Annotated in this window: 17 protein-coding genes; 15 read left to right on the top strand and 2 right to left on the bottom strand. The window is 59.4% G+C overall.

Features of this window, described 5'->3' with window-relative positions; all coding sequences use genetic code 11:
- Nucleotides 1–56: 56 nt before the first annotated feature.
- Together L904_RS15940 and L904_RS15935 are read right to left on the bottom strand one after the other, a co-directional pair.
- Nucleotides 57–788: a FadR/GntR family transcriptional regulator gene (locus L904_RS15940; protein ID WP_020812717.1), complete on the bottom strand. Its 732-nt coding sequence runs from the start codon at nt 786–788 to the stop codon at nt 57–59.
- 46 nt (nt 789–834) lie between these two features.
- Nucleotides 835–3,888 (bottom strand): FAD-binding and (Fe-S)-binding domain-containing protein, encoded by a 3,054-nt coding sequence (locus L904_RS15935; protein ID WP_020812716.1) that lies wholly within the window; start codon nt 3,886–3,888, stop codon nt 835–837.
- A 97-nt stretch (nt 3,889–3,985) separates the two neighbouring features.
- Here L904_RS15935 and L904_RS15930 point away from each other — a divergent pair, with 97 nt between their 5' ends.
- The 15 genes from L904_RS15930 (at nt 3,986) to L904_RS15860 (ending at nt 21,108) form a co-directional block, all read left to right on the top strand.
- Entirely contained in the window at nt 3,986–4,735 is a 750-nt protein-coding gene (locus L904_RS15930) for an SDR family NAD(P)-dependent oxidoreductase (RefSeq protein WP_031234417.1), read from the top strand.
- The gene (locus L904_RS15925; protein WP_020812714.1) at nt 4,728–5,468 is read left to right on the top strand and encodes an SDR family oxidoreductase; all 741 of its coding nucleotides are present in this window, start codon (nt 4,728–4,730) and stop codon (nt 5,466–5,468) included. The genes L904_RS15930 and L904_RS15925 overlap by 8 nt, the downstream gene beginning before the upstream one ends.
- 102 nt (nt 5,469–5,570) lie before the next feature.
- Nucleotides 5,571–6,197, top strand: coding sequence for an SDR family oxidoreductase (locus L904_RS15920; RefSeq protein WP_080657650.1), 627 nt, complete (start codon nt 5,571–5,573; stop codon nt 6,195–6,197).
- Complete coding sequence (locus L904_RS15915) at nt 6,187–7,863, top strand: thiamine pyrophosphate-binding protein (protein WP_020812712.1); 1,677 nt, start codon at nt 6,187–6,189, stop codon at nt 7,861–7,863. Before L904_RS15920 ends, L904_RS15915 begins: the two co-directional genes overlap by 11 nt.
- On the top strand, nt 7,860–9,938 hold the full coding sequence (locus tag L904_RS15910) for a hydantoinase/oxoprolinase family protein (protein ID WP_020812711.1): 2,079 nt from the start codon (nt 7,860–7,862) through the stop codon (nt 9,936–9,938). Before L904_RS15915 ends, L904_RS15910 begins: the two co-directional genes overlap by 4 nt.
- Nucleotides 9,939–9,941: 3 nt before the next feature.
- Complete coding sequence (locus tag L904_RS15905) at nt 9,942–11,558, top strand: hydantoinase B/oxoprolinase family protein (RefSeq protein ID WP_020812710.1); 1,617 nt, start codon at nt 9,942–9,944, stop codon at nt 11,556–11,558.
- Nucleotides 11,558–12,763: a pyridoxal phosphate-dependent aminotransferase gene (locus tag L904_RS15900; RefSeq protein WP_031234415.1), complete on the top strand. Its 1,206-nt coding sequence runs from the start codon at nt 11,558–11,560 to the stop codon at nt 12,761–12,763. The genes L904_RS15905 and L904_RS15900 overlap by 1 nt, the downstream gene beginning before the upstream one ends.
- Nucleotides 12,764–12,783: 20 nt before the next feature.
- Nucleotides 12,784–13,602, top strand: coding sequence for an NAD(P)-dependent oxidoreductase (locus L904_RS15895; protein ID WP_020812708.1), 819 nt, complete (start codon nt 12,784–12,786; stop codon nt 13,600–13,602).
- On the top strand, nt 13,599–14,804 hold the full coding sequence (locus L904_RS15890; RefSeq protein ID WP_020812707.1) for an FAD-binding oxidoreductase: 1,206 nt from the start codon (nt 13,599–13,601) through the stop codon (nt 14,802–14,804). Before L904_RS15895 ends, L904_RS15890 begins: the two co-directional genes overlap by 4 nt.
- Nucleotides 14,805–14,856: 52 nt before the next feature.
- Nucleotides 14,857–15,798, top strand: coding sequence for a LysR substrate-binding domain-containing protein (locus L904_RS15885; RefSeq protein ID WP_020812706.1), 942 nt, complete (start codon nt 14,857–14,859; stop codon nt 15,796–15,798).
- Nucleotides 15,799–16,134: 336 nt separating this feature from the next.
- Nucleotides 16,135–17,253 (top strand): ABC transporter substrate-binding protein, encoded by a 1,119-nt coding sequence (locus L904_RS15880; protein WP_020812705.1) that lies wholly within the window; start codon nt 16,135–16,137, stop codon nt 17,251–17,253.
- Between the two features lie 82 nt (nt 17,254–17,335).
- Nucleotides 17,336–18,253: a branched-chain amino acid ABC transporter permease gene (locus L904_RS15875; RefSeq protein WP_020812704.1), complete on the top strand. Its 918-nt coding sequence runs from the start codon at nt 17,336–17,338 to the stop codon at nt 18,251–18,253.
- 7 nt (nt 18,254–18,260) lie between these two features.
- The gene (livM, locus tag L904_RS15870; protein ID WP_020812703.1) at nt 18,261–19,577 is read left to right on the top strand and encodes a high-affinity branched-chain amino acid ABC transporter permease LivM; all 1,317 of its coding nucleotides are present in this window, start codon (nt 18,261–18,263) and stop codon (nt 19,575–19,577) included.
- Complete coding sequence (locus L904_RS15865) at nt 19,574–20,389, top strand: ABC transporter ATP-binding protein (protein ID WP_020812702.1); 816 nt, start codon at nt 19,574–19,576, stop codon at nt 20,387–20,389. The genes livM and L904_RS15865 overlap by 4 nt, the downstream gene beginning before the upstream one ends.
- Nucleotides 20,389–21,108, top strand: a complete 720-nt coding sequence (locus tag L904_RS15860) for an ABC transporter ATP-binding protein (protein ID WP_020812701.1) — start codon at nt 20,389–20,391, stop codon at nt 21,106–21,108. The genes L904_RS15865 and L904_RS15860 overlap by 1 nt, the downstream gene beginning before the upstream one ends.
- Nucleotides 21,109–21,210 lie beyond the last annotated feature (102 nt).

The following is a 21,210-nucleotide window of genomic DNA, read 5'->3' as shown; positions in this document are numbered from 1 at the left end:
CGTTCTTTGACCCAGTCCTCTTTGGTTTGGCTATCCAGAAACACGCCTCGCCCCAATTACTCCGCAGCTTCGCTGCTTGCCGGCTCGTCCAGCAATGCACGATATCGATTGAGGCTTTCCTCAAGATGGGCTGCGATTGCATTCTTGGCGCCTTTGGCGTCACCCTGAGTGATTGCCGACAATATGGACGCGTGCTCTTTGTTGATTTTTTTGAGATAGGTCTGGTAGGCGCGCGATGACTGGCGATGTTTGAACACCAGTTCGAAGTTGATATTCTCCATCACCGCTTCCAGAAAGCTTGGAAAGTGCGGATTGCGTGTGGCCCGCGCAATCGCAAGGTGGAATTCGAAATCGGCGCGAGCCTCGATTTCAGCGCTTTCCGTTTCAAGCGCTTCGAGGTGATCGTAGGCTCGTGCGATCTCTGCCAGCGCCTCCGGAGTTCGGCGCGTTGCAGCGAGAGCTGCCGCCTGCATTTCGACGCCAAGCCGCAATTCTAGAATCTGCATTGCTGAACGAATGTCTTCTATCCGGCTGATCTCAAAGTTCAGTGTCTTTGCGTCTTTGTCTGTGACAAACACGCCTGCGCCCTGGCGTGCTATGACCCTGCCGGAAACTTTGAGCGACATAAGCGCTTCGCGAATGACCGTGCGCGATACGCCGAACTCCTCGCAAAGCTGGGCGCTGGATGGTATCTTTTCTCCTGCGGAATAAAGGCCTGAGTCGATGCGCTCGTTGAGCTTTGCAACAACGATTTCCGCCAGATTGCCGCGCTGCGTAATGATCGACAATGGATGCCCTGCTCCCTATCCGATTAAATTTAACACATATCACATATCATTCCACTTTGCGACGCATCGTTTTTAAGGCGTCCGACAGCGTCTCCAGGGGATGCGGGAGCCGCCTCCGATCGATTTCCTTCACCTGAGAGCGGCACGAATAGCCCGTTGCCATCGTAATGATATCGTCGGAGCGCGCGACTTCGGCAGACCAGCTCATCCCGTACAGTTTCTTGGATATGTCGCGGTTGCGCACTTCATGTCCGAAGGTTCCTGCCATCCCGCAGCAGCCTGTGTTCGCGATTTGCAGATCCATGCCGAAGGCGTTGAAAATCGTTTTCCACTGCATCGAAGAGGAGGGCGCATTGGTACGCTCCGTGCAGTGCGGCAACAGTCTGAATTGCCGGCCACTCCGGGTCACTCCCGCCGTATCTTTCAGCTTGGTGACATCCGCCAACCATTCCTGTGGAAGGAGCACATGCGTTGACGTGTTTCCACCATTCAGCTCCCTGTATTCGCTGCGGAAAGCGAGCGTCATGGACGGATCGAGACCAACCAATGGAACGCCGGTTGCCGCAAGCCGTTGAAGCTCGCCCGAGGTTTTCGAAGCTGCCTTTCTGAAGCGGTCGAGGTAACCGTGGACATGCAGCGCCTTGCCGTTCGTCAGGGGCGGTGCGACGAACGGGATCAAGTCGAGCAATCGCGCAACCTCTATCGCGGCAACGCCCACGGACGGATCAAAATGGGCTGTGAAGGCGTCAGGCACGAAAATGACGACGCGTTCTCGTTGATCCGGAGGCAACGACTCGATCCTGTCCGGCCTTGCGATTTCGACCCCCATACGCGCCGCCAGTCGCGGGAGCGGTGAGGACGCCAGGCCGGGAAGCGCTGTGAGACCTGCCAGCCTCATCACAGACCGGCCGGGTGAACTGCAAACCAGCAGATTATAAAGCGAGCCAAACCTGGCCATGAGCGGCAGGGTGCTCTCGATGCTGGCAACAAGCGGATCCTTCAAAGGCCGCAGGTACCGGCCGTAATAAAGGTTCAGAAACTTCGAGCGGAAAGCGGGCACGCTGACCTTTACCGGGCACTGGCCCGCGCATGCCTTGCAGGCAAGACAGGTATCCATGGCTTCCCGCACTACATGCGAGAAGTCGGAACGATTGGCCGGATTGAGCGTGTTGAACGTGCGCCTGACAAATCCCAGCGCCTTTCCTGATTTGCCCAGTCTTTCAGCTTCCCTCCTCGGGTCGACGCCCCGTTCGGCGAGAAGCCGCAGCCATTCACGCATCAATGCGGCGCGGCCCTTCGGCGAGTAGATACGGTTCCGGGTCGCTTTGTAGGACGGACACATCGGGCTCGTCGCATCGAAATCGAAGCAGGCCCCGTTTCCATTGCAATATGCGGCATTGTCGAAGGCGGCGCGGATGTTATTGCCAATCTCCCTGTCAACGGAGCCCCGCAGGGGCACGTCGTCGATCTTCATAAGCGGTTCATTGTCAGGCGTTGCAATCTTGCCGGGATTGAGGCGGTTGGCCGGATCGAACGCCCGTTTGATTTCCTGCAGACGCGGGTAAAGGTCGCCGAAGACCTCGGGAACATATTCGGATCTGACGCCCTTTCCGTGTTCGCCCCAAAGAACGCCGCCATGCTTGCGCGTGAGGGCAACGACGGCGTCGGTAATCTCGCGAATAAGCGGCACATGGTCTTTGCGCGTCAGGTCAAGGGCTGGGCGAACGTGAAGGACCCCGGCGTCGACGTGGCCGAACATGCCGTAGGAAAGGCCGGCTCCATCGAGCAGCGCACGAAACTCCCTGATGTAGGCGGCGAGGTTGGCTGGAGGAACCGCTGTGTCTTCGACGAACGCAACGGGACGAACCGGCCCATCCACATTGCCCAGAAGGCCAACGGCCCGCTTGCGCATGGTCCAGATCGCCTCGATATCGGCAGCAGCCGAAGCGATGGTGTGGCCCTTGCTGCGAATTTCGGCCTCACCCTGCAATGCAGACGTCACCGCTTCGACTTTCAGGCGCAACTCCGCCGGATTGTCGGCCAGCACCTCAACGATATTGATGCCGTTGGTTGAATGTTCTCCATCATCGGGGAAAAATCTGGCAATGCCGCTCCAGACAATGTCGCCTTTCGCCAAACCCAGCACCTTCTCGTCGATGGTCTCGACCGAGGCTACGTTGAGCTCGGTGAGGCGCCGGGCGTCTTCCAGGGCGGTGTTGAAATCGGCATAACGAATATTCACGAGCGCCGAATGCTCTGGAATTGGCAGCAGGTTGAGTTCGATCTCGGCGATGACGGCCAGCGTGCCCTCGGATCCGCAAAGGACGGCATTGAGATCGAAGCGTCCATCGTCGCGACGGATATGCGCCAGGTCGTATCCCGTCATGTACCGGTTGAGGCGGGGAAAAACCTCTGCGATCCTGGCGCCGTCATCCCGCGCGATGCGATCAATTGTACGATGGATCTGCCCAATGCGATCCGTGCGGGCCATGACTTTGGCGAGCGAAACGTCATCGAGCGGGTGGGACCACCAGTCGGTTGCGTCACTCAGGATCACTCTGAGCCCGAGGACATGATTGCTCGTTTTTCCGTAGAGGCATGAACCCTGACCGCACGCATCGGTCGATACCATGCCGCCGATTGTCGCGCGATTGGACGTGGACAGTTCCGGAGCGAAGAAAAGGCCGTGTTCCCTGAGCGCGACATTGAGCTGGTCCTTGACGACGCCGGCCTCCACGCGGGCGATCCTGCGCGCCGGATCGATTTCGAGTATCCTGTTCATGTGCCGCGAACAGTCAACGACGAGCCCGGTTGTCAGAGACTGGCCATTCGTTCCCGTGCCGCCTCCGCGCGCGACGACCTGCATTGTTTCGAAGCGCGTTTCGGAAAGGACGCGCATGAGGATTTTTATGTCCTCGACATCCTTGGGAAACACCACGGCGGACGGTTCCATCTGGTAGATGGAATTGTCCGTCGAAAAAACGGTGCGCGTTGCAGCACCGGCATCGGCGTCGCCGGAAAACCCCGCCTCTACGAGACGTTCAAAAAAACCGGCGGTATCGGCACGAGGGGCGTCACTCGTCTGCAGCCTTGGGATCATGGGTTTTCGCAGAAAAATTTACTTGAGGTTGGGTTAACTTGGCATATAAGTGATAACATACAAATAAGGTGGCGCAACTGAAATAGAGAGGTGGAACGTGAAAGATCAAACAGCAGTCATCGTTGGCGGAGCTTCGGGTCTCGGCCTGACAACGGCAAAGCTCATGGCGTCTCACGGCGTTGCCAGGATTGGCCTTATCGATAGAAATGCGGAATTGCTCGCGTCTTCGGCGGAGACTTTGCGGGCCCTCGGTGTGGAAGTCGCAACGTCGGTTGCTGATATCGCCAGATCCGAGACCGCTCACCGTGGCTTCAACGAGATTACGGAGAGGCTGGGCAGGGTACATTGCCTGATCAACAGCGCGGCGATCTATCCACGCAAGCCGATCCTTGAAATCACCGACGAGGAATGGGATCTGGAAAACGCCATCAACGTCAAGGGCACGTATCATATGATGGTGGCGGCCATTCTTCATATGCGCCAGCACGTCAATGCGCCGGAAGTGACCGGCCGTATTGTCAACGTAACATCGGTCGATGCTTTTAAAGCGCACCCTCAAAACGCTCACTATGCAGCAACAAAAGCGGCAGTCGTCAGCCTCACCAAATCCTTCGCCGCGGAAGTCGCAAAAGATCAGATTCTCGTCAATTCCGTTGCACCTGCGGGTTTCGCCACGGATCGCGCCAAGGAACTCGGCTTTCTTCCCGAGCTTGCGAAAGCGAGTGCTTTGGGTCGCGCCGCCGAGCCTGTCGAAATGGCCGAATGGATCGTCATGATGGCGTCAAGCCGCAATACCTACGCGACTGGCGAGAACGTCGTCATCAGCGGGGGCTACATCTATGTTTGACGTCTATCGCAACGCCGTCGTCACAGGGGCGACCAGCGGCATCGGCAAGGCCACAGTGCTTGAACTCGCCCGGCGCGGCCTGACGGTCTATGCAATCGGCCGTAACCGGGAACAGCTCGATGAACTGTCCTCTGAAAAAGGTGTCATCGCGGTTCAGGCGGATGTGCGGGAGACTGAGAGGATCGCAGATGCCGTCAAGGGCGTAGAGATCGACGTTCTTGTCAACAATGCGGGCATCCTCTCCACCCGTGCGACGTTCCACGAGATCGATCCCGCCGAGATCGACGCGATGATCGATGTCAATCTCAAGGCGCCGATGCATCTCACACGGGCGCTCCTGCCGGGCATGGTTGAACGCAGGCGCGGTCATCTGGTTTACATCGGCTCAAGCGGCGGTCAGGCGCCATATCCGAACATGGGCGCCTACGGCCCATCGAAGGCGGGTCTCAGCCTCTTCTGCGACAACCTGCGATGCGATCTTCTGGGGACGTCTGTCAGGGTAACCGAAGTGGTGCCGGGACGGGTCCAAACGGACCTCTATCGGACGGCAATGGCAGGAAACTCTGCCCGCACGCTGCTTTATGACGGCTATCGTCCTATTCAGCCGGAGCATGTTTCATCGATCATCGTCAACGCGATTGAGCTTCCGGTATTTGTCGATGTCGCACGCATCGAGGTTTTCCCGACAGACCAGGCGACCGGCGGCGGTACGATGGTCAAGTTTCAGGAGTAGGGATGCTCGCAGCAACAAGCATTACTTGTCGAAGTTTTTCATTTTCTTGATTTCGCCGGTGCGGCGATGTGGTCATCATCTTTGCAAATATGAGGGTGATCGATGTCGAGGGCACTTGTAACAGGAGCAACAAGGGGGGCGGGCCGTGCGGTGGCGGCGGCACTTGCCTGTGCCGGCTATGAAACTTGCGCCCTTGGGCGCGACAGGCTGGTTCTGGAAGAGCTTCGCAGCGATTTCGGCGTGCTTCCCATGGCGATCGATCTGACCGATCGTGAAGCCGTGCGGGTGATCGTCGAGGGTATGAAACCCGATATCGTCGTGCACGCCGCATTGCGGTGGCCCACCGAAAAGGCTTTTGAGAAGCTTCAGGAAGCCGACATAGACATGGCTCTCGAAGTGAACCTCTCGGCAATGTTTCACCTGACGCGGTTGGTTCTGCCGGCCATGAAGGAGCAGGGGCTTGGCGCTCTGTTTGTGGTTTCGCCTCACTCCGGCGAAAGCCCGTCGATCCTGGAGCGAAGCGTAGCCGGCGCGAATGATGCATTTGTGGACGCCCTTCAAGGCGAACTGGCCGACGCCGGCATTACGGCCCAGTCGATCATTTGCGAAAAACCTCCGTTTCATTCGCTGGTCGCCTCTATTCTCGAACATCTGGAAACCGTCGGTCTGGCGCCTTTACGCTCCAAAGCCGACGCTCATAATCATCAGGGAACGCGCAATGTTACGTAATGGTGGGCAGCTTTTGGTCGAATGCCTGTTGGCGCTCGGTGTGCGCAAAGGCTTCGGAGTGCCGGGAGAGAGTTATCTTGCCGTGCTGGACGCACTGCATGATACGGTCGGCAGGCTCGACTATGTCGTGTGTCGCAATGAAGGAGGCGCCTCTTTCATGGCTGCCGCCTATGGCAAGCTGACCGGTCAGCCCGGCATCTGCTTCGTCACCCGTGGCCCGGGCGCCACCAATGCCTCGATCGGCGTTCACACCGCCATGCAGGATTCCTCACCGATGATCCTGTTTGTCGGCCAGGTCGGCACCGACATGAAGGGGAGGGAAGCTTTTCAGGAAGTGGACTACAAGGCCACGTTTGGAACGGTGGCGAAATGGGCCGTCGAGATCGATCAGGTCGAGCGCATTCCCGAAATCGTCGCCCGCGCCTGGACGATGGCGGTTACCGGCCGTCCCGGCCCTGTTGTCATCGCTCTGCCGGAAGACATGCTGACGTCAATGACGGAAAAGGCGCCGCTTTCCGGCGCGGCCGAAATCATCGAGGCCGCGCCTTCGGAATTTGCCATGCAGCGCCTTGCGACGCTGCTGTCGCAGGCCAGGCGTCCCGTCATTCTTTACGGTGGCTGTAACTGGAAGGAAGGTTCGGCCAAGCGCCTTCAGGCGTTTGCGGAAGCATCCGATATCCCGGTCGTTTCTGTGTTTCGCTATCAGGACCAGTATGACAACGCTTCCGTCACTTTCTGCGGCGAAGCCGGAGTGGGTATGGTTGCATCGGTGAAGGAACTGCTGCGCGATGCGGATGTGATCCTCGCGATCAATAACCGCTTCGGTGAAAACTCCACCGATGGGTATACGCTGTTCGACGTCCCGCAGCCGCGTCAGCGCATCATCCACGTGCACGGTTCCGATCTGGAGATCGGCAAGATCTACCAGCCTGAACTCGGTATCCACGCCGGCCCGAATGCCTTTGCCGAAGCGCTCTCCGCACTCGAACCGGTCAAGGGACCATGGGCCGAGTGGCGAAAGAAGGGCCGCGCTGCTTACGAGGCAGGGTTTAACCTCAAGGATCTGCCGTCGCCGGTCGATATGGGCAAAGTCACTGCTTATCTCAACGAGGTCTTGCCGGAAGACGTCATCCTGACGAATGGTGCGGGCAACTTCACCGTCTGGCCGAACAAGTTCTTCAGGTTCGGCCCGAGGGCCCGGCTTCTCGCCCCGCAGTCCGGTGCGATGGGCTATGGCGTACCGGCCGCCATTGCCGCCAAGGTTGCCTTTCCGGAGCGCACAGTCGTCTGCTTTGCCGGTGACGGTGATTTCCAGATGAACTGCCAGGAACTTGCAACGGCCTTGCAACACGGAGCACAGCCGATCATCCTTCTGCTGAACAACGGCATATACGGCACGATCCGCGCCCATCAGGAGCGCCATTATCCGGCCCGCGTCTCGGGAACCGAAATGGTCAATCCGGATTTTGTCGCTCTTGCCAAAGCATATGGTTTCCATGCCGAGCGGGTGACGGCGACGGCTGACTTCGCAGAGGCTTTCGAGCGTGCGCTTTCCTCCAGAACCGGTGCGCTTCTCGATCTTGATATCTCGCCGGAAGCTTTGACACCAAGACAGACCCTTTCCGAAATGCGCCAGGCCGCGCTTGCCAAGAAGGAAAACGCATGACCATCGGAAACGACATCCGCCTCGGCGCAGATATCGGCGGTACGTTCACCGATATCGCCCTCGACGTGCGTGGAACGCTGTATTCGACCAAGGTTCTGACCAATTATTCAGCGCCCGAACAGGCCATTCTGGACGGTATCGACATCGTCATCCGCGATGCTGGTATCACCATTTCGCAGATCGAGCTGATCATTCACGGCACAACGCTTGCCACCAACGCGTTGATCGAGCGTCGTGGCGCGCGCACCGCGCTGGTGACGACCGAGGGCTTTCGCGACGTTATCGAGATGCGTACGGAGAACCGCTTCGAGCAATATGATCTCGATCTCGTTCTGCCCAAACCGCTCATTCCGCGGGAAGACCGGTTTCCGGTCAAGGGACGCATCTCGGCGCAGGGTACGGAACTTCAGCCGCTGGACGAGCAGGCGCTGGAGGAAATCGCCAGACGGATCGCCGCGGAAGATTTCGGCGCCGTCGCCATCGGCTTCATTCATTCCTACATGAACCCGGACCATGAACGCCGCGCCCGCGAAATTCTCGCCCGAACGCTCGCTCTGCCGATCTCGATCTCCAGCGAGGTTTCGCCGCAGATGCGCGAGTTCGAACGGTTCAATACTGTTTGTGCAAACGCCTATGTGCGCCCGCAAATGGCCGACTATCTCAATCGTCTCCAGGTCCGTCTCAAGGAAATGGGCGCCTCCTGCCCGGTCTTCATGATCCATTCCGGCGGCGGCCTCGTCTCGGTAGAGACGGCGGCCGAGTTTCCCGTGCGCCTGGTCGAATCCGGTCCGGCCGGCGGTGCGATTTTCGCAGCGGATGTGGCGCGCCGCTTCGATCTTCAGCGGGTGGTCTCCTACGATATGGGCGGGACGACGGCAAAGATCTGCCTCATCGAGGATTTCCAGCCGCAGACCGCCCGGACGTTTGAGGTCGCGCGCACCTACCGATTCTGCAAGGGATCAGGCATGCCGATCTCCATCCCGGTCATTGAAATGATCGAGATTGGCGCTGGAGGCGGCTCGATCGCCTGGGTCGATGCCATGGGACGCATTCAGGCCGGGCCTGAATCGGCCGCGTCCGAGCCCGGTCCCGCCTGTTACCAGCGTGGGGGCGAGCGGCCGGCGATCACGGATGCCGACCTCGTTCTCGGCAAGCTCGATCCCGACAATTTCGCCGGCGGCAAGATCAAGCTGTCAACCGTGAAGGCGTCCGCCGCGATAGCCCGCGACGTCGGCGACAAGCTCAGGCTCGATCCGCTTTCGGCTGCTTTCGGTATCGTTGAGGTGGTGGATGAGAATATGGCCAACGCCGCCCGCGTCCATGCGGTTGAAAACGGCAAGAACATCTCGGAAAACACCATGATCGCCTTTGGCGGTGCCGCACCCCTGCACGCCGCGCGGCTCTGCGAAAAGCTCGGCGTCGACCGCTGCCTCATCCCGCAGGGCGCCGGTGTCGGTTCGGCGATCGGCTTCCTGAAGGCTCCCTTCGGTTATGAGGCGGTCGGCTCGCAGATCATGGGCCTGTCGGCCTTCGATACCGCCCGGCTCAACACGCTGCTGGACGACCTCAAGGAGACCGCCGAGGGTTTCGTGCGCGCCGGCACGGCTGGCAAGATCAGTCGGGAAGTGGTGGCGTTCATGCGCTATCGCGGCCAGGGTTGGGAAATTCCGGTCAGCCTGCCGGATCGTCATTTCCAGGCTTCCGACAGCGCCATGATCGAGGAGAATTTCAGGGCGCGCTATGCCCAGTTCTTCGGCCGGGCAGTGGAGGGGCCTGAAATCGAATTCGTCACATTCTCCGTCAAGGCGCAGGATGTGCGCCCCGGTGGTGAGCGCCATGCGCTGATCTCCGCCGGTAGCTCGATTGACACCCCCGTCACGCGCGATGTGTTCGATCCAGCCGCGGGAGCACCCCTTAAAACGGCCATCGTGGAACGCTCGGCGATCAAGGTCGGCGAGCGTGTTACCGGTCCGGCGGTTATCGTCGAGCGTGAAACCTCGACCATCGTCACCTCGCCGTTTGACGCCATCGTCCAGAGCGACGGCACCATCCTTCTGATCCGAAAGGAACTGTAATCCATGAGCCAGCTTGACGAAATCCGCATGCAGGTGATGTGGAACCGGTTGATCTCCGTCGTCGAAGAACAGGCGATGACGCTGCTGCGCACCGCTTTTTCGACCTCGGTGCGCGAGGCAGGCGACCTTTCCGCCGGTGTCTACAACGCAAAGGGTGAAATGCTGGCGCAGGCCGTGACCGGCACGCCGGGCCATGTCAACACGATGGCTGAGGCCGTGCTGCATTTCATCGCGGAAATTCCGCGCGACGAGATGTATCCAGGCGACACCTACGTCACCAACGACCCGTGGAAGGGCACCGGCCATCTTCACGACATCACCATGGTTTCCCCTTCCTTCAAGGGAGAGGAGCTGATCGGCTTCTTCGCCTGCACGGCGCATGTCGTCGATGTCGGCGGTCGTGGTTTCGGTGCCGATGGCAAGTCGGTTTATGAGGAAGGTATCCAGATCCCAATCATGAAGTTCGCCGAGCGCGGCGAGGTGAACAGGGATCTGTTGAAGATACTGCGCCTCAATGTTCGCGAGCCGAACCAGGTCATTGGCGACTTCTTCTCGCTTGCGGCCTGCAATGACGTCGGCCATCGTCGCCTGATCGAAATGCTGGACGAGATCGGCCTTCCCAATCTCGAGACGCTTGGCGCTTTCATCCTCTCGCGCACCCACACAGCGATCATGGAGCGGATTGCCGCCCTGCCGAAAGGCGCATGGAAAAACGAGCTTCTGACTGACGGTTACGACGAGCCGATCAATCTGGCTGCCGAGGTAACGATCAGTAACACGTCGGTCGATGTCGATTTTTCCGGCACGGACGCGATGAGCCGGTGGGGCATCAATGTGCCGCTGATCTATACGAAGGCCTATGCCTGCTACGCGCTGAAATGCGTTGTCGCCCCCGACATTCCCAACAATGCGGCTTCGCTTGCCGTCTTCAACGTTTCCTCTCCGATCAATATTCTCAACGCCGAGCGCCCGGCTCCGGTTTCTGTTCGGCACGTGATCGGACACATGGTGCCGGACCTTGTGCTTGGCGCGCTTGCAAAGGCGCTGCCGGGAAAAATCCTCGCCGAAGGCGCCGCAGCGCTATGGAACATCCATATTTCCGCTCGGCCGGTCGCCGGTGCGCAGGGACGGCGCGCCGAGGTGCTGATGTTCAATTCGGGTGGCATGGGCGCGCGGCCGGGCCTTGATGGACTGTCTGCAACAGCCTTCCCCTCCGGTGTCCATACGATGCCGATCGAGGCGACGGAACATACCGGGCCGATTGTCGTCTGGCGCAAGGAATTGCGTCCGGATTCCGCCGGCGATGGCGAATATCGCGGCGGTCTCGGTCAGATCATCGAGATCGCCCCGGCCGATGGCCATGAGTTCGACTTCTCCGCCATGTTCGACCGCATCGGGACACCGGCGGCGGGTCGCGATGGCGGCGAACCGGGAAAGCCCGGCAAGGCCATGCTGGATGACGGAACGTTGCTGCGGCCGAAAGGATGGCAGCATGTGCCCTCCGGACGCAGGCTGGTCCTGCATTTACCGGGCGGCGGCGGTTTCGGCGATCCGGAAAAGCGCAGCGACGCGGCGAAGGCCGAAGATGTCCGCAAGGGTTATGTGACGGAGACGAAATGATGACGAGGATTGCAGACCGTCTTGCGGCGGTAAAACCTTCGGCCTCCATGGCCGTGTCGCAGGCAGCCAAGGATCTGGCCGCCACCGGGGTCGATGTGATCGATCTTGGTCTCGGCGAACCCGATTTTTCCGCCCCGGCGCATGTGACCGAGGCGGCATTCAAGGCGGCCCGTGAAAACCGGATGCTCTATACGGCCGCACCTGGCACGCCGGAGCTGCGCCGCGCCATCGTTGCCAAGTTCAAACGCGAGAACGGACTTGATTTTGCCCTCGACGAGATCGCCGTTGCCAACGGCGCCAAGCAGATCATCTTCAATGCTCTGATGGCGACCGTCAACAAGGGCGACGAGGTCATTCTTCCCGCTCCCTATTTCGTCTCCTATCCGGAAATGGCGAAGCTTTTCGGCGGCGTGCCGGTGACACCGGCTTGCGGCGCCGAAGACGGCTTTCGCCTGACGCCCGAAGTGCTGGAAGCAGCAATCACACCGAAGACGAAATGGCTGTTTCTCAACCTGCCGGGCAATCCGTCCGGCGCAGTGTACAGCGAGGAGCAGCTTCAGGCGCTCGGCGTCGTTCTCGCCCGCCATCCGGAAGTTCTCGTCCTGTCCGACGAGATTTACGAGCACATCATTTTCGATGGCCGCAGTTTCGTCAGCTTCGGCAAGGCCTGCCCGGACCTGCGCGACCGCAGCCTGATCGTCAACGGCGTCTCCAAGGCCTATGCGATGACCGGCTGGCGCGTCGGTTATGCCGCCGGTCCGAAGGATCTCATCAAGGCGATGTCGACCGTGCAGAGCCAGTCTTGCACATCGGTTGCGGCGGTGGCGCAGATTGCGGCGCAAGCTGCGCTCGAAGGGCCCCAGGAAGAGGTCAGCCGCTTCCGTGAGGCGTTCGAGCGCCGCCGGGACCTCGTCGTGCGCGGGATTTCCGCCATCGAAGGCCTGACGCTCGATCCGCCGGAAGGCGCGTTCTACGCCTATATCGGTTGCGCGGCGCTTATCGGTGCGAAGACACCGGAAGGCGCCACGATCGCCAATGACAGCGACTTTGCAACCTATCTTCTTCGCGAGGCTCATGTCGCGGCCGTACCGGGCGCGGCCTACGGCCTGTCGCCCTTCTTCCGTATTTCCACCGCGACATCCGAGGCCATCCTCCAGGATGCCATCGCCCGCATTGCGGCCGCCCTTTCCAGACTGCAAAGCTAAGACAGGACCTCAAGGATCCCATGACAAAACCCTTCAAGACCATCCTGATCACCGGCGCGGCCGGACGGCTCGGCACCGAGTTGCGCAAGGGGCTTGCGCATCTTGCAGACACGCTGCGCCTTGCCGACCGCATTACGATAGAAAACGTCGACGCCAACGAGGAAGCGCTGACATTCGAACTTTCGGACGCAGCGGCCGTGATGAAAGCTGCCGAGGGCGTCGACGCCATCGTTCATTTTGGCGGCGCGCCGCTTGAAACGGGCTGGGCGACCATTCTCGATTCCAACATTCAGGGCAGCTACAATATCTACGAAGCCGCCCGGCAGAATGGCGTGAAGCGCGTCGTCTATGCCTCATCGGTTCACGCCATCGGCTATCACGAGCTGGAAGCGCATATCGATGTCGATGCACCGGTGCGTCCCGACAGCCTTTACGGCGTATCGAAATGCTTCGTGGAGGCACTGAGCCGGTTCTACTGGGACAAGTTCGGCATCGAATCCGCCTGCCTGCGCATATTCTCGTCGTTCCCAGAGCCTGCGGACCGTCGCATGCTTTGGTCGTGGCTCTCATTCGGTGATTGCGTGCGCCTTGTCGAAGCCAGCCTGACGGCTCCGCGCGTTGGACATACAATCAGCTTCGGTATCTCCGATAATAAAGTTAAGCCCGTGGACAATTCCCTGAGCGGCCACATCGGTTTTCGGTCGGAGGATAATTCCGAGCGATTTCGTGCCGATGTCGAGGGGCGGACGGCGCCGAATGACCCCAAGGCGCCCGCCACACGTTATCTCGGGGGCTGGTTCATCGATCTCGGACATCCTGACGATGAGGTTTCGAAATGAAAGACGCCTATGACGTGGTGATCGTCGGTGGAGCGGTCATCGGCTCCGCCGTAGCCTATTATCTCGCCGCCAATCCGGACTTCAAAGGCTCCATTCTGGTCGTGGAGCGGGATCCGACCTATCTAACCGCATCGACATCGCTGTCGTCGTCATCGATCCGCACGCAGTTCTCCAATCCGATCAACGTCAGGATCAGTCAGTACGGGTCCGAGGTGATCCGCAATTTCGGCGAGATGATGCAGGTCGGAGATGACAAGCCGGATCTCGGTTTCCATTCCGGCGGCTATCTCTTCCTTGCCAGTACGCCGGAGCAGGTGGAGATTCTGCGGGAAAATCACGTAGCGCAAAAGGCATGTGGCGCCGATGTCGTTCTCTGGAACAGGGATGAACTCGGTGAAGCCTTCCCGCACCTCAATGTCGCCGACATCGAACTTGCGTCCTACGGCCGGTCCGGCGAAGGCTGGTTCAACAATACCGGTCTGATGTACGGCTTCAAGAACAAGGCCCGCTCGTTGGGTGCCGAATATGTCACCGGCGAGGTGGTTGGGATCGGCCGTGAAGGCGATACCGTAACACAGATAACGCTGAAATCCGGCGCCGTGGTCAAGGCTGGTACAATCGTCAACGCTTCGGGCCCGCGTGCCGCTTTGACCGCCAAAATGGCCGGTCTTCATATTCCGGTTGAACCCCGCAAGCGCACGCTTTTCGTCTTCGATTGTGCGAACACGCCGGAAGGCACTGCTGCGGTCAACCAGGGTCGGTTGCCGCTCATGATCGACCCGAGTGGCGTCTTCTGCCGTCCCGAGGGTCGTTTTTTCCTGTCCGGCTGCCCACCCATTGAAGACCCGGCAGCGGACTGGGACGATTTCGAACCGCGCTACGAAGAGTTTGAAGAAATCATCTGGCCGGCCCTTGCCGAACGATCGGCCGCCTTCGAGGCGATCAAGGTCGTGAACCAGTGGGCCGGTCATTACGACTTCAACACGCTGGACCACAATCTGGTCGTTGGCCGTCATCCACAGGTTCGCAACTTCATCTTCGCCAACGGCTTTTCCGGGCATGGCCTGCAGCAGGGGCCGGCGACAGGGCGCGGCGTTTCCGAACTGATCGTTTATGGCAAATATCGGACGCTGGACCTGACGGAAGTCGGCTTCGAACGCATTGTCGAAAAACGACCTTTCCTTGAAAAGGCGGTGATCTAATATAAAGCGCTTATCCGATGCACACAGCTCGGATAAGCGTCGGAAATCTCGTTTGGCAGCGGAGGTGAAATTGGCCGGGCAGCATATGCGACTTCCCCCTTTGAATGCGCTACGCGCCTTCTGGGCCGTCATGCGGCAGGGAAGCTTTCGTAGTGCTGCCGATGAATTGCTGGTCACCCCGCAGGCCGTGAGCCAGCAGATCAAGTTGCTGGAGGACATTCTTCATGTGCCGCTCTTCGAGCGCAAGGCGCGGGTGATAGAACCCACGGAACAGGCCATCGTGCTCTCCCACTTCATTGAGGCGGGTTTCGACGAATTCACCGAAGGCATTCGCCGCGTTACCAATTCCACTTATCGAAACCGTATCAATATCAATGTCAGCCCCTATTTCGCGACCCGCTATCTCATGGAGAGACTGGAACGATTCCGCGAATTGATGCCCGGCGCGGATATTCGCATGACAACCATGGTCAGCATCCGCGATTTCGCCGCCGACGAGGTGGACGTTTGTATCCAGTGGGGCTTCGGGGCCTGGAAGGATTACGATTGCCAGCTGCTGGTGCGTGATCCGAAGATCATTTGTTGCGCTCCCGAACTCGCTGAGCGGATTCGGGAGCCGAAAGACCTTACGGCGTTCACACTTTTACATCCCGTTATGGCCAGAAACCTGTGGGGCAAGGTGCTGAGACACCTGGGGCTGGAGCCGGCGGAAATCGCCGGCGAAATCGAGTTTCAGGATGCCGCCACCATGCGCCGGGGAACGGTGTCAGGCCTCGGCGTCGGGCTTGTGTCGAGACTTGATGCCCTGTCCGACATCAAGGCGGGCAGGCTGGCCGCTCCCCTGGGGATCGACCGGCTGGACGGTATGGAGGAGCGAGATGTGCCCGGGTTCTATCTCGTTGTGCCGCGAGCCCACAAGCGGGTCAAAATCATCTCGACGTTCTGCGAGTGGATTTGTGCGGAGGATTGGTCCTCCAGACGTGAATTCGACTGATTTTTCCACCCTCCGAAAACCGGAACGCACAAATGCGCCGACGCTTCTCTTGACGCGGCGCTGCAAGATTTCGTCGCCTTGCCGCGACAGCAGGGAGAGAAAGTAAATCTTGTCTATCGCTGTTGTTTCTTGGTTTGGTCAGGACCGCAAGTAATGCAGTCTTTCTTCTGGCCGGATGGACGGAGAACGACAGAAATCCCTCTCAAACGCGCCCTCGATTAAGCTCCTTTTCCCTGGTTGTCGCGAAAGGCCCCGGGGATGGCTATCGCAACAAAAAGAGAGAGCAATTCTCCGGGCAGCTAACGGTCATTGGGCCAAACCAGAGGGATTTAAAAAATGAATTCTATTTCGAAGCTTCTTGCGGGCGCTGCTTTCGCGTCGGTTCTTGTCGTCTCCAGCGCATATGCTGCAGACACGATCAAGATCGGCGTTGCGGGCCCGATGACAGGTGCCAACGCCACTTTTGGTGAGCAGGTGTGGACCGGTGTTTCTGCCTATATCAAAAACGTCAACGAGGCCGGCGGCATCGATGGGAAGAAGGTGGAACTGGTCAAGGGCGATGACGCCTGCGAGCCCAAGCAGGCTGTCGCGGTCGCCAATCGTTTTGTCGATCAGGACAAGGTGCAGGCGCTCGTCGGCCACTTCTGCTCGTCCAGCACCATTCCCGCATCGGAAATTTACAACGACGCCGGTATCCTCATGGTTACCCCGTCCTCGACCAACCCGATCGTCACCGACCGCGACCTCGAAACGGTGTTTCGTACCTGCGGTCGTGACGACCAGCAGGCCGTGGTTGCCGGCTCGTTCATCCTCGACACACTGAAGATCGACAAGATCGCTCTTATCCATGACAAGGATACCTACGGTCAGGGCCTCGTGGATGCGTTGAAGAAGACGCTCGCCGATCGCAAGGTTGAGCCGGTTCTTTATGAAGGGCTGACGCGCGGTGAACGCGACTTCAACGCGCTCGTCACCAAGATCAAGAGCTCGGGCGCAAAAGCCGTCTATTTTGGCGGCCTCATTCCTGAAGCCGGCCCGCTCATCCGCCAGATTCACGAACAGGGACTGGACGTTGCCTTCGTCAGCGGTGATGCGCTTGCCCAGGCCGAAATCGTGACCGCAGCCGGCGGCGCGCAGAACCTCAAGGGTGTCTACTATTCGTCGGCGGCAGATCCAAAGGAAGATCCGGCATCCGCGGATGCACTTGCGGACCTCAAAAAGCAGAACATCGCGCCCGACAACTACACCTTGTTCGGTTATGCCAGCGCCCAGACCATCGTGGCGGCCATCCAGGGCACCAAGGATGGCAAGATCGAGGATCAGGTGAAATGGCTGCACGCCAACACGGTCAAGTCCGCGGTCGGTAATCTCGGCTGGAACGACAAGGGCGACGTCAAGGACTTCAAGTTCGTCTTCTACTCTTTCGACGACAAGGGCGCTCCGGTTCGCAACTAAAAGATCCTGTTACCGGGGCCGGTCGGCATGGCCGAGCCGGCCCCGCCTGCGCAGGCAAAAACAATCAAAAAAGGGGTTCGCCATGGATTTTTACATCTTGGCGCAGCAGCTGATCAACGGGATCACGCTGGGCACCATTTATGGTCTCATCGCCGTGGGCTATACCATGGTCTATGGCGTCATTCGCATGATCAACTTTGCCCATGGCGACGTTTACATGGTCTCTGCCTACGTCGCGGCGATCGTGCTTGCCGTCATCAGCTTTTTCGGCATCCAGTCAGTGCCCTTCGCGCTGATATCCATTCTTGTCATCACCTGTTTCGTCACGGCGGTCTACGGCTGGGCGATCGAGCGCGTTGCATACCGGCCTTTGCGCGGCTCGACCAAACTTGCGCCGCTGATCTCGGCCATCGGCATTTCGCTGATGCTGCAAAGCTATGTTCAGATCGCCCAGGGCGCCCGTGACCAGGGCGTTCCGATCTTGATACAGGGCGCTTTCCGCTTCGGCGGCGAAGAGCACTTTGCGCAGATTACCTATATGCAGACCATCATCCTGGTCGCATCCCTGGTCGCCATGGGTATCCTGACCTATGTGATCAATCATACGCGCATCGGACGGCAATGCCGCGCGACCCAGCAGAACCGCCAGATTTCCGCTGTGCTTGGCGTCGATACCGACCGCATCATCTCCACCGTTTTTGTCATCGGCGCATCGACTGCGGCAGTCGGGGGCACGCTGGTGACGTTCAACTATGGCTCCTTCAATTTCTTCATTGGCTTTGTGATGGGTATCAAGGCCTTTACCGCCGCCGTGCTCGGCGGGATCGGTTCGCTCCCCGGCGCGGTGCTGGGCGGTGTTCTGCTTGGGCTGACCGAAGCGCTTTTCGCCGGTTACGTCAGCACCGACTACAAGGATGTTTTCGCCTTCGGTCTGCTGATCGTCCTTCTCTTCTTCCGCCCCTATGGCCTGCTCGGGCGGCCTGAAATCCAGAAGGTGTGAGGAGGCCATGATGAACACGCATGAAAACCCTCTGCTGAAACTTGGCAAGGAGGCTCTGCTGACCTTCTGCGTTTCGCTCGTGCTGGTCGGGCCTATTTCCGGCCTGGTGCTCGACGGCTTCACCTTCCGCAACGAACTTGTTCACGCGGTTCTGATCGCAGCCATCATTACCATTGGCAGGGTCGTGCTGTCAGTCGCCTCAATGACGCCGGCCGGCCGGCGTATCTCGGCGATACTGAGCCGTAGCGGCGGTGGCGTGACGGTGCGATCGGGGCAGGAGCGTTCGCCTGCTCTGCTCCTTGCGATCCTGTTTCTCGCCGGTCTCGCATTGCCTTTCGTCGCCGACAAATATTTTTTAGGTATTGCCATCCTCGCCCTGATCTACTGCCTGCTGGGTCTCGGCCTCAATATCGTCGTTGGCCTTGCCGGCCTGCTGGATCTCGGTTTCGTTGCCTTTTATGCGGTCGGTGCCTATCTTCTGGCGCTCGGCTCGCAATATCTCGGTCTCGGCTTCTGGAGCGCGCTGATTATCGCTCCGTTCCTGGCCGGCCTCTGCGGCATGATCCTCGCCTTTCCGGTTCTGAAGATGCATGGCGACTACCTTGCCATCGTCACGCTTGGTTTCGGTGAAATCATTCGCCTTGTGCTCAATAACTGGCTGGCCTTCACCGGTGGTCCGAACGGCGCACCGGTGCCGCCACCGACCCTGTTCGGCCTCGAATTCACCCGCACGGCGCGCCAGGGTGGGACCCCCTTCCACGAGGCGTTCGGCATTCCCTACAATGCCGATTACAAGTTCTGGTTCATCTATCTGGTGCTGTTCTTCGTCGTCTGCGCGGTGATCTATGCGGTGCAGCGTTTGCGTGTCATGCCGCTCGGCCGCATGTGGGAAGCCCTGCGCGAAGACGAGATCGCCTGCCGCTCGCTCGGTGTCAATCACGTCTTCATCAAGCTTTCCGCCTTCATGCTGGGCGCTTCGACCGGCGGCCTCGCCGGTGTGTTCTTCGCCGTCCATCAGGGCTTCGTGAACCCGACATCCTTCACCTTTTTCGAATCCGCGCTGATCCTCGCCATTGTCGTGCTCGGCGGTCTGGGGTCGACGGTCGGAGTGGTGCTTGCGGCTCTCGTCCTGACCATTCTTCCCGAGCTCCTGCGCGATTTCGCCGAGTATCGTGTCTTCGTTTTTGGCGTGCTGATGGTGGTGATGATGATCTGGAAACCGCGCGGCCTCGTCCGTGTCACCCGGCCGGCCTTCTTCCCGTCCAAGTCTGCCGAACGGGCACCGTCCTCTGTTCTTGGTGCCAATGCGGAGGCAAGCCGATGACCGCACCGCTCCTTGAAGTTTGCAATGTCACGATGCGTTTCGGCGGCATCGTCGCCAATCGCAACGTCAACTTTTCCGTCGAAAAAGGTGCAATCACCGCGTTGATAGGCCCCAACGGGGCCGGCAAGACCACGATGTTCAACTGTATCACCGGTTTTTATCGTGCGAGCGAAGGCAATATCCTTCTGCATGGCGAGAACGGTGCGCAGGATATCGGCGAACTGATCGCCCGGCCGATTACCGGTGGCTCGCATCTGGCGACCCGTGCCGGCATCGCCCGAACCTTCCAGAACATCCGACTGTTCCGCGAGATGTCGGTGGTGGAAAACCTTCTTGTGGCTCAGCACCGGCAGACCGCCAACAACCTGCTGACCGGTGTCTTTTCGACACCTGCCTATCGTCGCGCCGAACGCGAGGCGGTCGACCGCGCCTATTATTGGCTGGAGCGCATGCATCTTGCCGAGGATGCCAACCGGCTTGCCGGTGAACTGCCCTATGGCCGCCAGCGACGGCTGGAAATTGCCCGTGCCATGTGCACCTCGCCAAAACTGATCTGCCTCGACGAGCCGGCTGCCGGCCTCAATCCGGCGGAAACCAGGGAATTGTCCGAGGTTCTGCAGATATTGCGGGCCGACCATGACCTGACGGTGCTGGTCATCGAGCACGACATGGGGCTGGTGATGCGAATTTCGAACCATATCGTCGTGCTCGACCACGGCGAAGTCATATCCAATGGCACGCCTGACCATGTGGCGAACGATCCGGCCGTGATTGCCGCCTATCTCGGCGTCAGCGAAGAAGAGGTCCAGTGATGCAGCAAACCCCGCTTCTCGAATTCGTTGGCGTGCATACCCACTACGGGCCGGTCGAGGCCCTGAAATCCGTCGATGTGCATATCCATTCCGGCGAGATCGTCAGCCTGATCGGTGCAAATGGGGCCGGCAAGACGACGCTTCTGTCGACCATCTTCGGATCGCCGCGGGCAACTGGCGGCCGTATTCTTCATCGCGGAGAGGACATCTCGCGGTTGTCGACCCATCGGATCGCCAGACGCGGCATCGCATTGGTGCCGGAAGGCCGGCAGATCTATCAGGACATGTCGGTCGAGGAGAACATGATGATGGGGACGACGCCAATCGGGATGGAGCATTTCGACGAAGACAGGGCGACGATGTTCGACCTGTTCCCGCGGTTGAAGGAGCGTCGCAACCAGATGGCTGGCACCATGTCGGGCGGCGAACAGCAGATGCTGGCGATTGCGCGCGCCATGATGGCGCGGCCCGAACTGATCCTGTTCGACGAGCCCTCGCTTGGCCTTGCGCCGCTCGTCGTCAAGCGCGTGTTCGAAGTTCTGTCCGAGATCGCCAGCATGGGCAAAACCATCTTTCTGGTCGAACAGAACGCCAATCATGCGCTGAAACTGTCGCAGCGGGCTTATGTGATGGTCAACGGACGGATCCATCTGTCTGGAGAAAGTGCAGCGCTTCTCGACAATGAAGACGTCCGCAAGGCCTATCTCGGCCTGCACTGAGCAGGCTCCGCGAGCAGGCTCTGCCATGCTGCACGCTTCAGTTGATGCCGACCGAAATTTTCCCACCCACGCCTGAGGAAAGCCGCCGATGAAGATCCTTGT

Origin of the sequence: Agrobacterium sp. LY4, assembly GCF_001526585.1 — a bacterium.
Lineage (GTDB): Bacteria > Pseudomonadota > Alphaproteobacteria > Rhizobiales > Rhizobiaceae > Agrobacterium > Agrobacterium leguminum.
Note: the sequence above shows the minus strand (reverse complement) of the source record. Positions and strands in the feature narration are given on the sequence as shown.

Bases quoted from the DNA above. Each gene is read 5' to 3' on its own strand.
- L904_RS15905 (WP_020812710.1), top strand. From the start codon at position 9,942: ATGAGCCAGCTTGACGAAATCCGCATGCAGGTGATGTGGAACCGGTTG.
- L904_RS15935 (WP_020812716.1), bottom strand. From the start codon at position 3,888: ATGATCCCAAGGCTGCAGACGAGTGACGCCCCTCGTGCCGATACCGCC.
- L904_RS15860 (WP_020812701.1), top strand. From the start codon at position 20,389: ATGCAGCAAACCCCGCTTCTCGAATTCGTTGGCGTGCATACCCACTAC.
- L904_RS15910 (WP_020812711.1), top strand. From the start codon at position 7,860: ATGACCATCGGAAACGACATCCGCCTCGGCGCAGATATCGGCGGTACG.
- livM (WP_020812703.1), top strand. From the start codon at position 18,261: ATGATGAACACGCATGAAAACCCTCTGCTGAAACTTGGCAAGGAGGCT.
- L904_RS15915 (WP_020812712.1), top strand. From the start codon at position 6,187: ATGTTACGTAATGGTGGGCAGCTTTTGGTCGAATGCCTGTTGGCGCTC.
- L904_RS15890 (WP_020812707.1), top strand. From the start codon at position 13,599: ATGAAAGACGCCTATGACGTGGTGATCGTCGGTGGAGCGGTCATCGGC.
- L904_RS15880 (WP_020812705.1), top strand. From the start codon at position 16,135: ATGAATTCTATTTCGAAGCTTCTTGCGGGCGCTGCTTTCGCGTCGGTT.
- L904_RS15920 (WP_080657650.1), top strand. From the start codon at position 5,571: ATGTCGAGGGCACTTGTAACAGGAGCAACAAGGGGGGCGGGCCGTGCG.
- L904_RS15925 (WP_020812714.1), top strand. From the start codon at position 4,728: ATGTTTGACGTCTATCGCAACGCCGTCGTCACAGGGGCGACCAGCGGC.
- L904_RS15865 (WP_020812702.1), top strand. From the start codon at position 19,574: ATGACCGCACCGCTCCTTGAAGTTTGCAATGTCACGATGCGTTTCGGC.
- L904_RS15895 (WP_020812708.1), top strand. From the start codon at position 12,784: ATGACAAAACCCTTCAAGACCATCCTGATCACCGGCGCGGCCGGACGG.
- L904_RS15875 (WP_020812704.1), top strand. From the start codon at position 17,336: ATGGATTTTTACATCTTGGCGCAGCAGCTGATCAACGGGATCACGCTG.
- L904_RS15900 (WP_031234415.1), top strand. From the start codon at position 11,558: ATGACGAGGATTGCAGACCGTCTTGCGGCGGTAAAACCTTCGGCCTCC.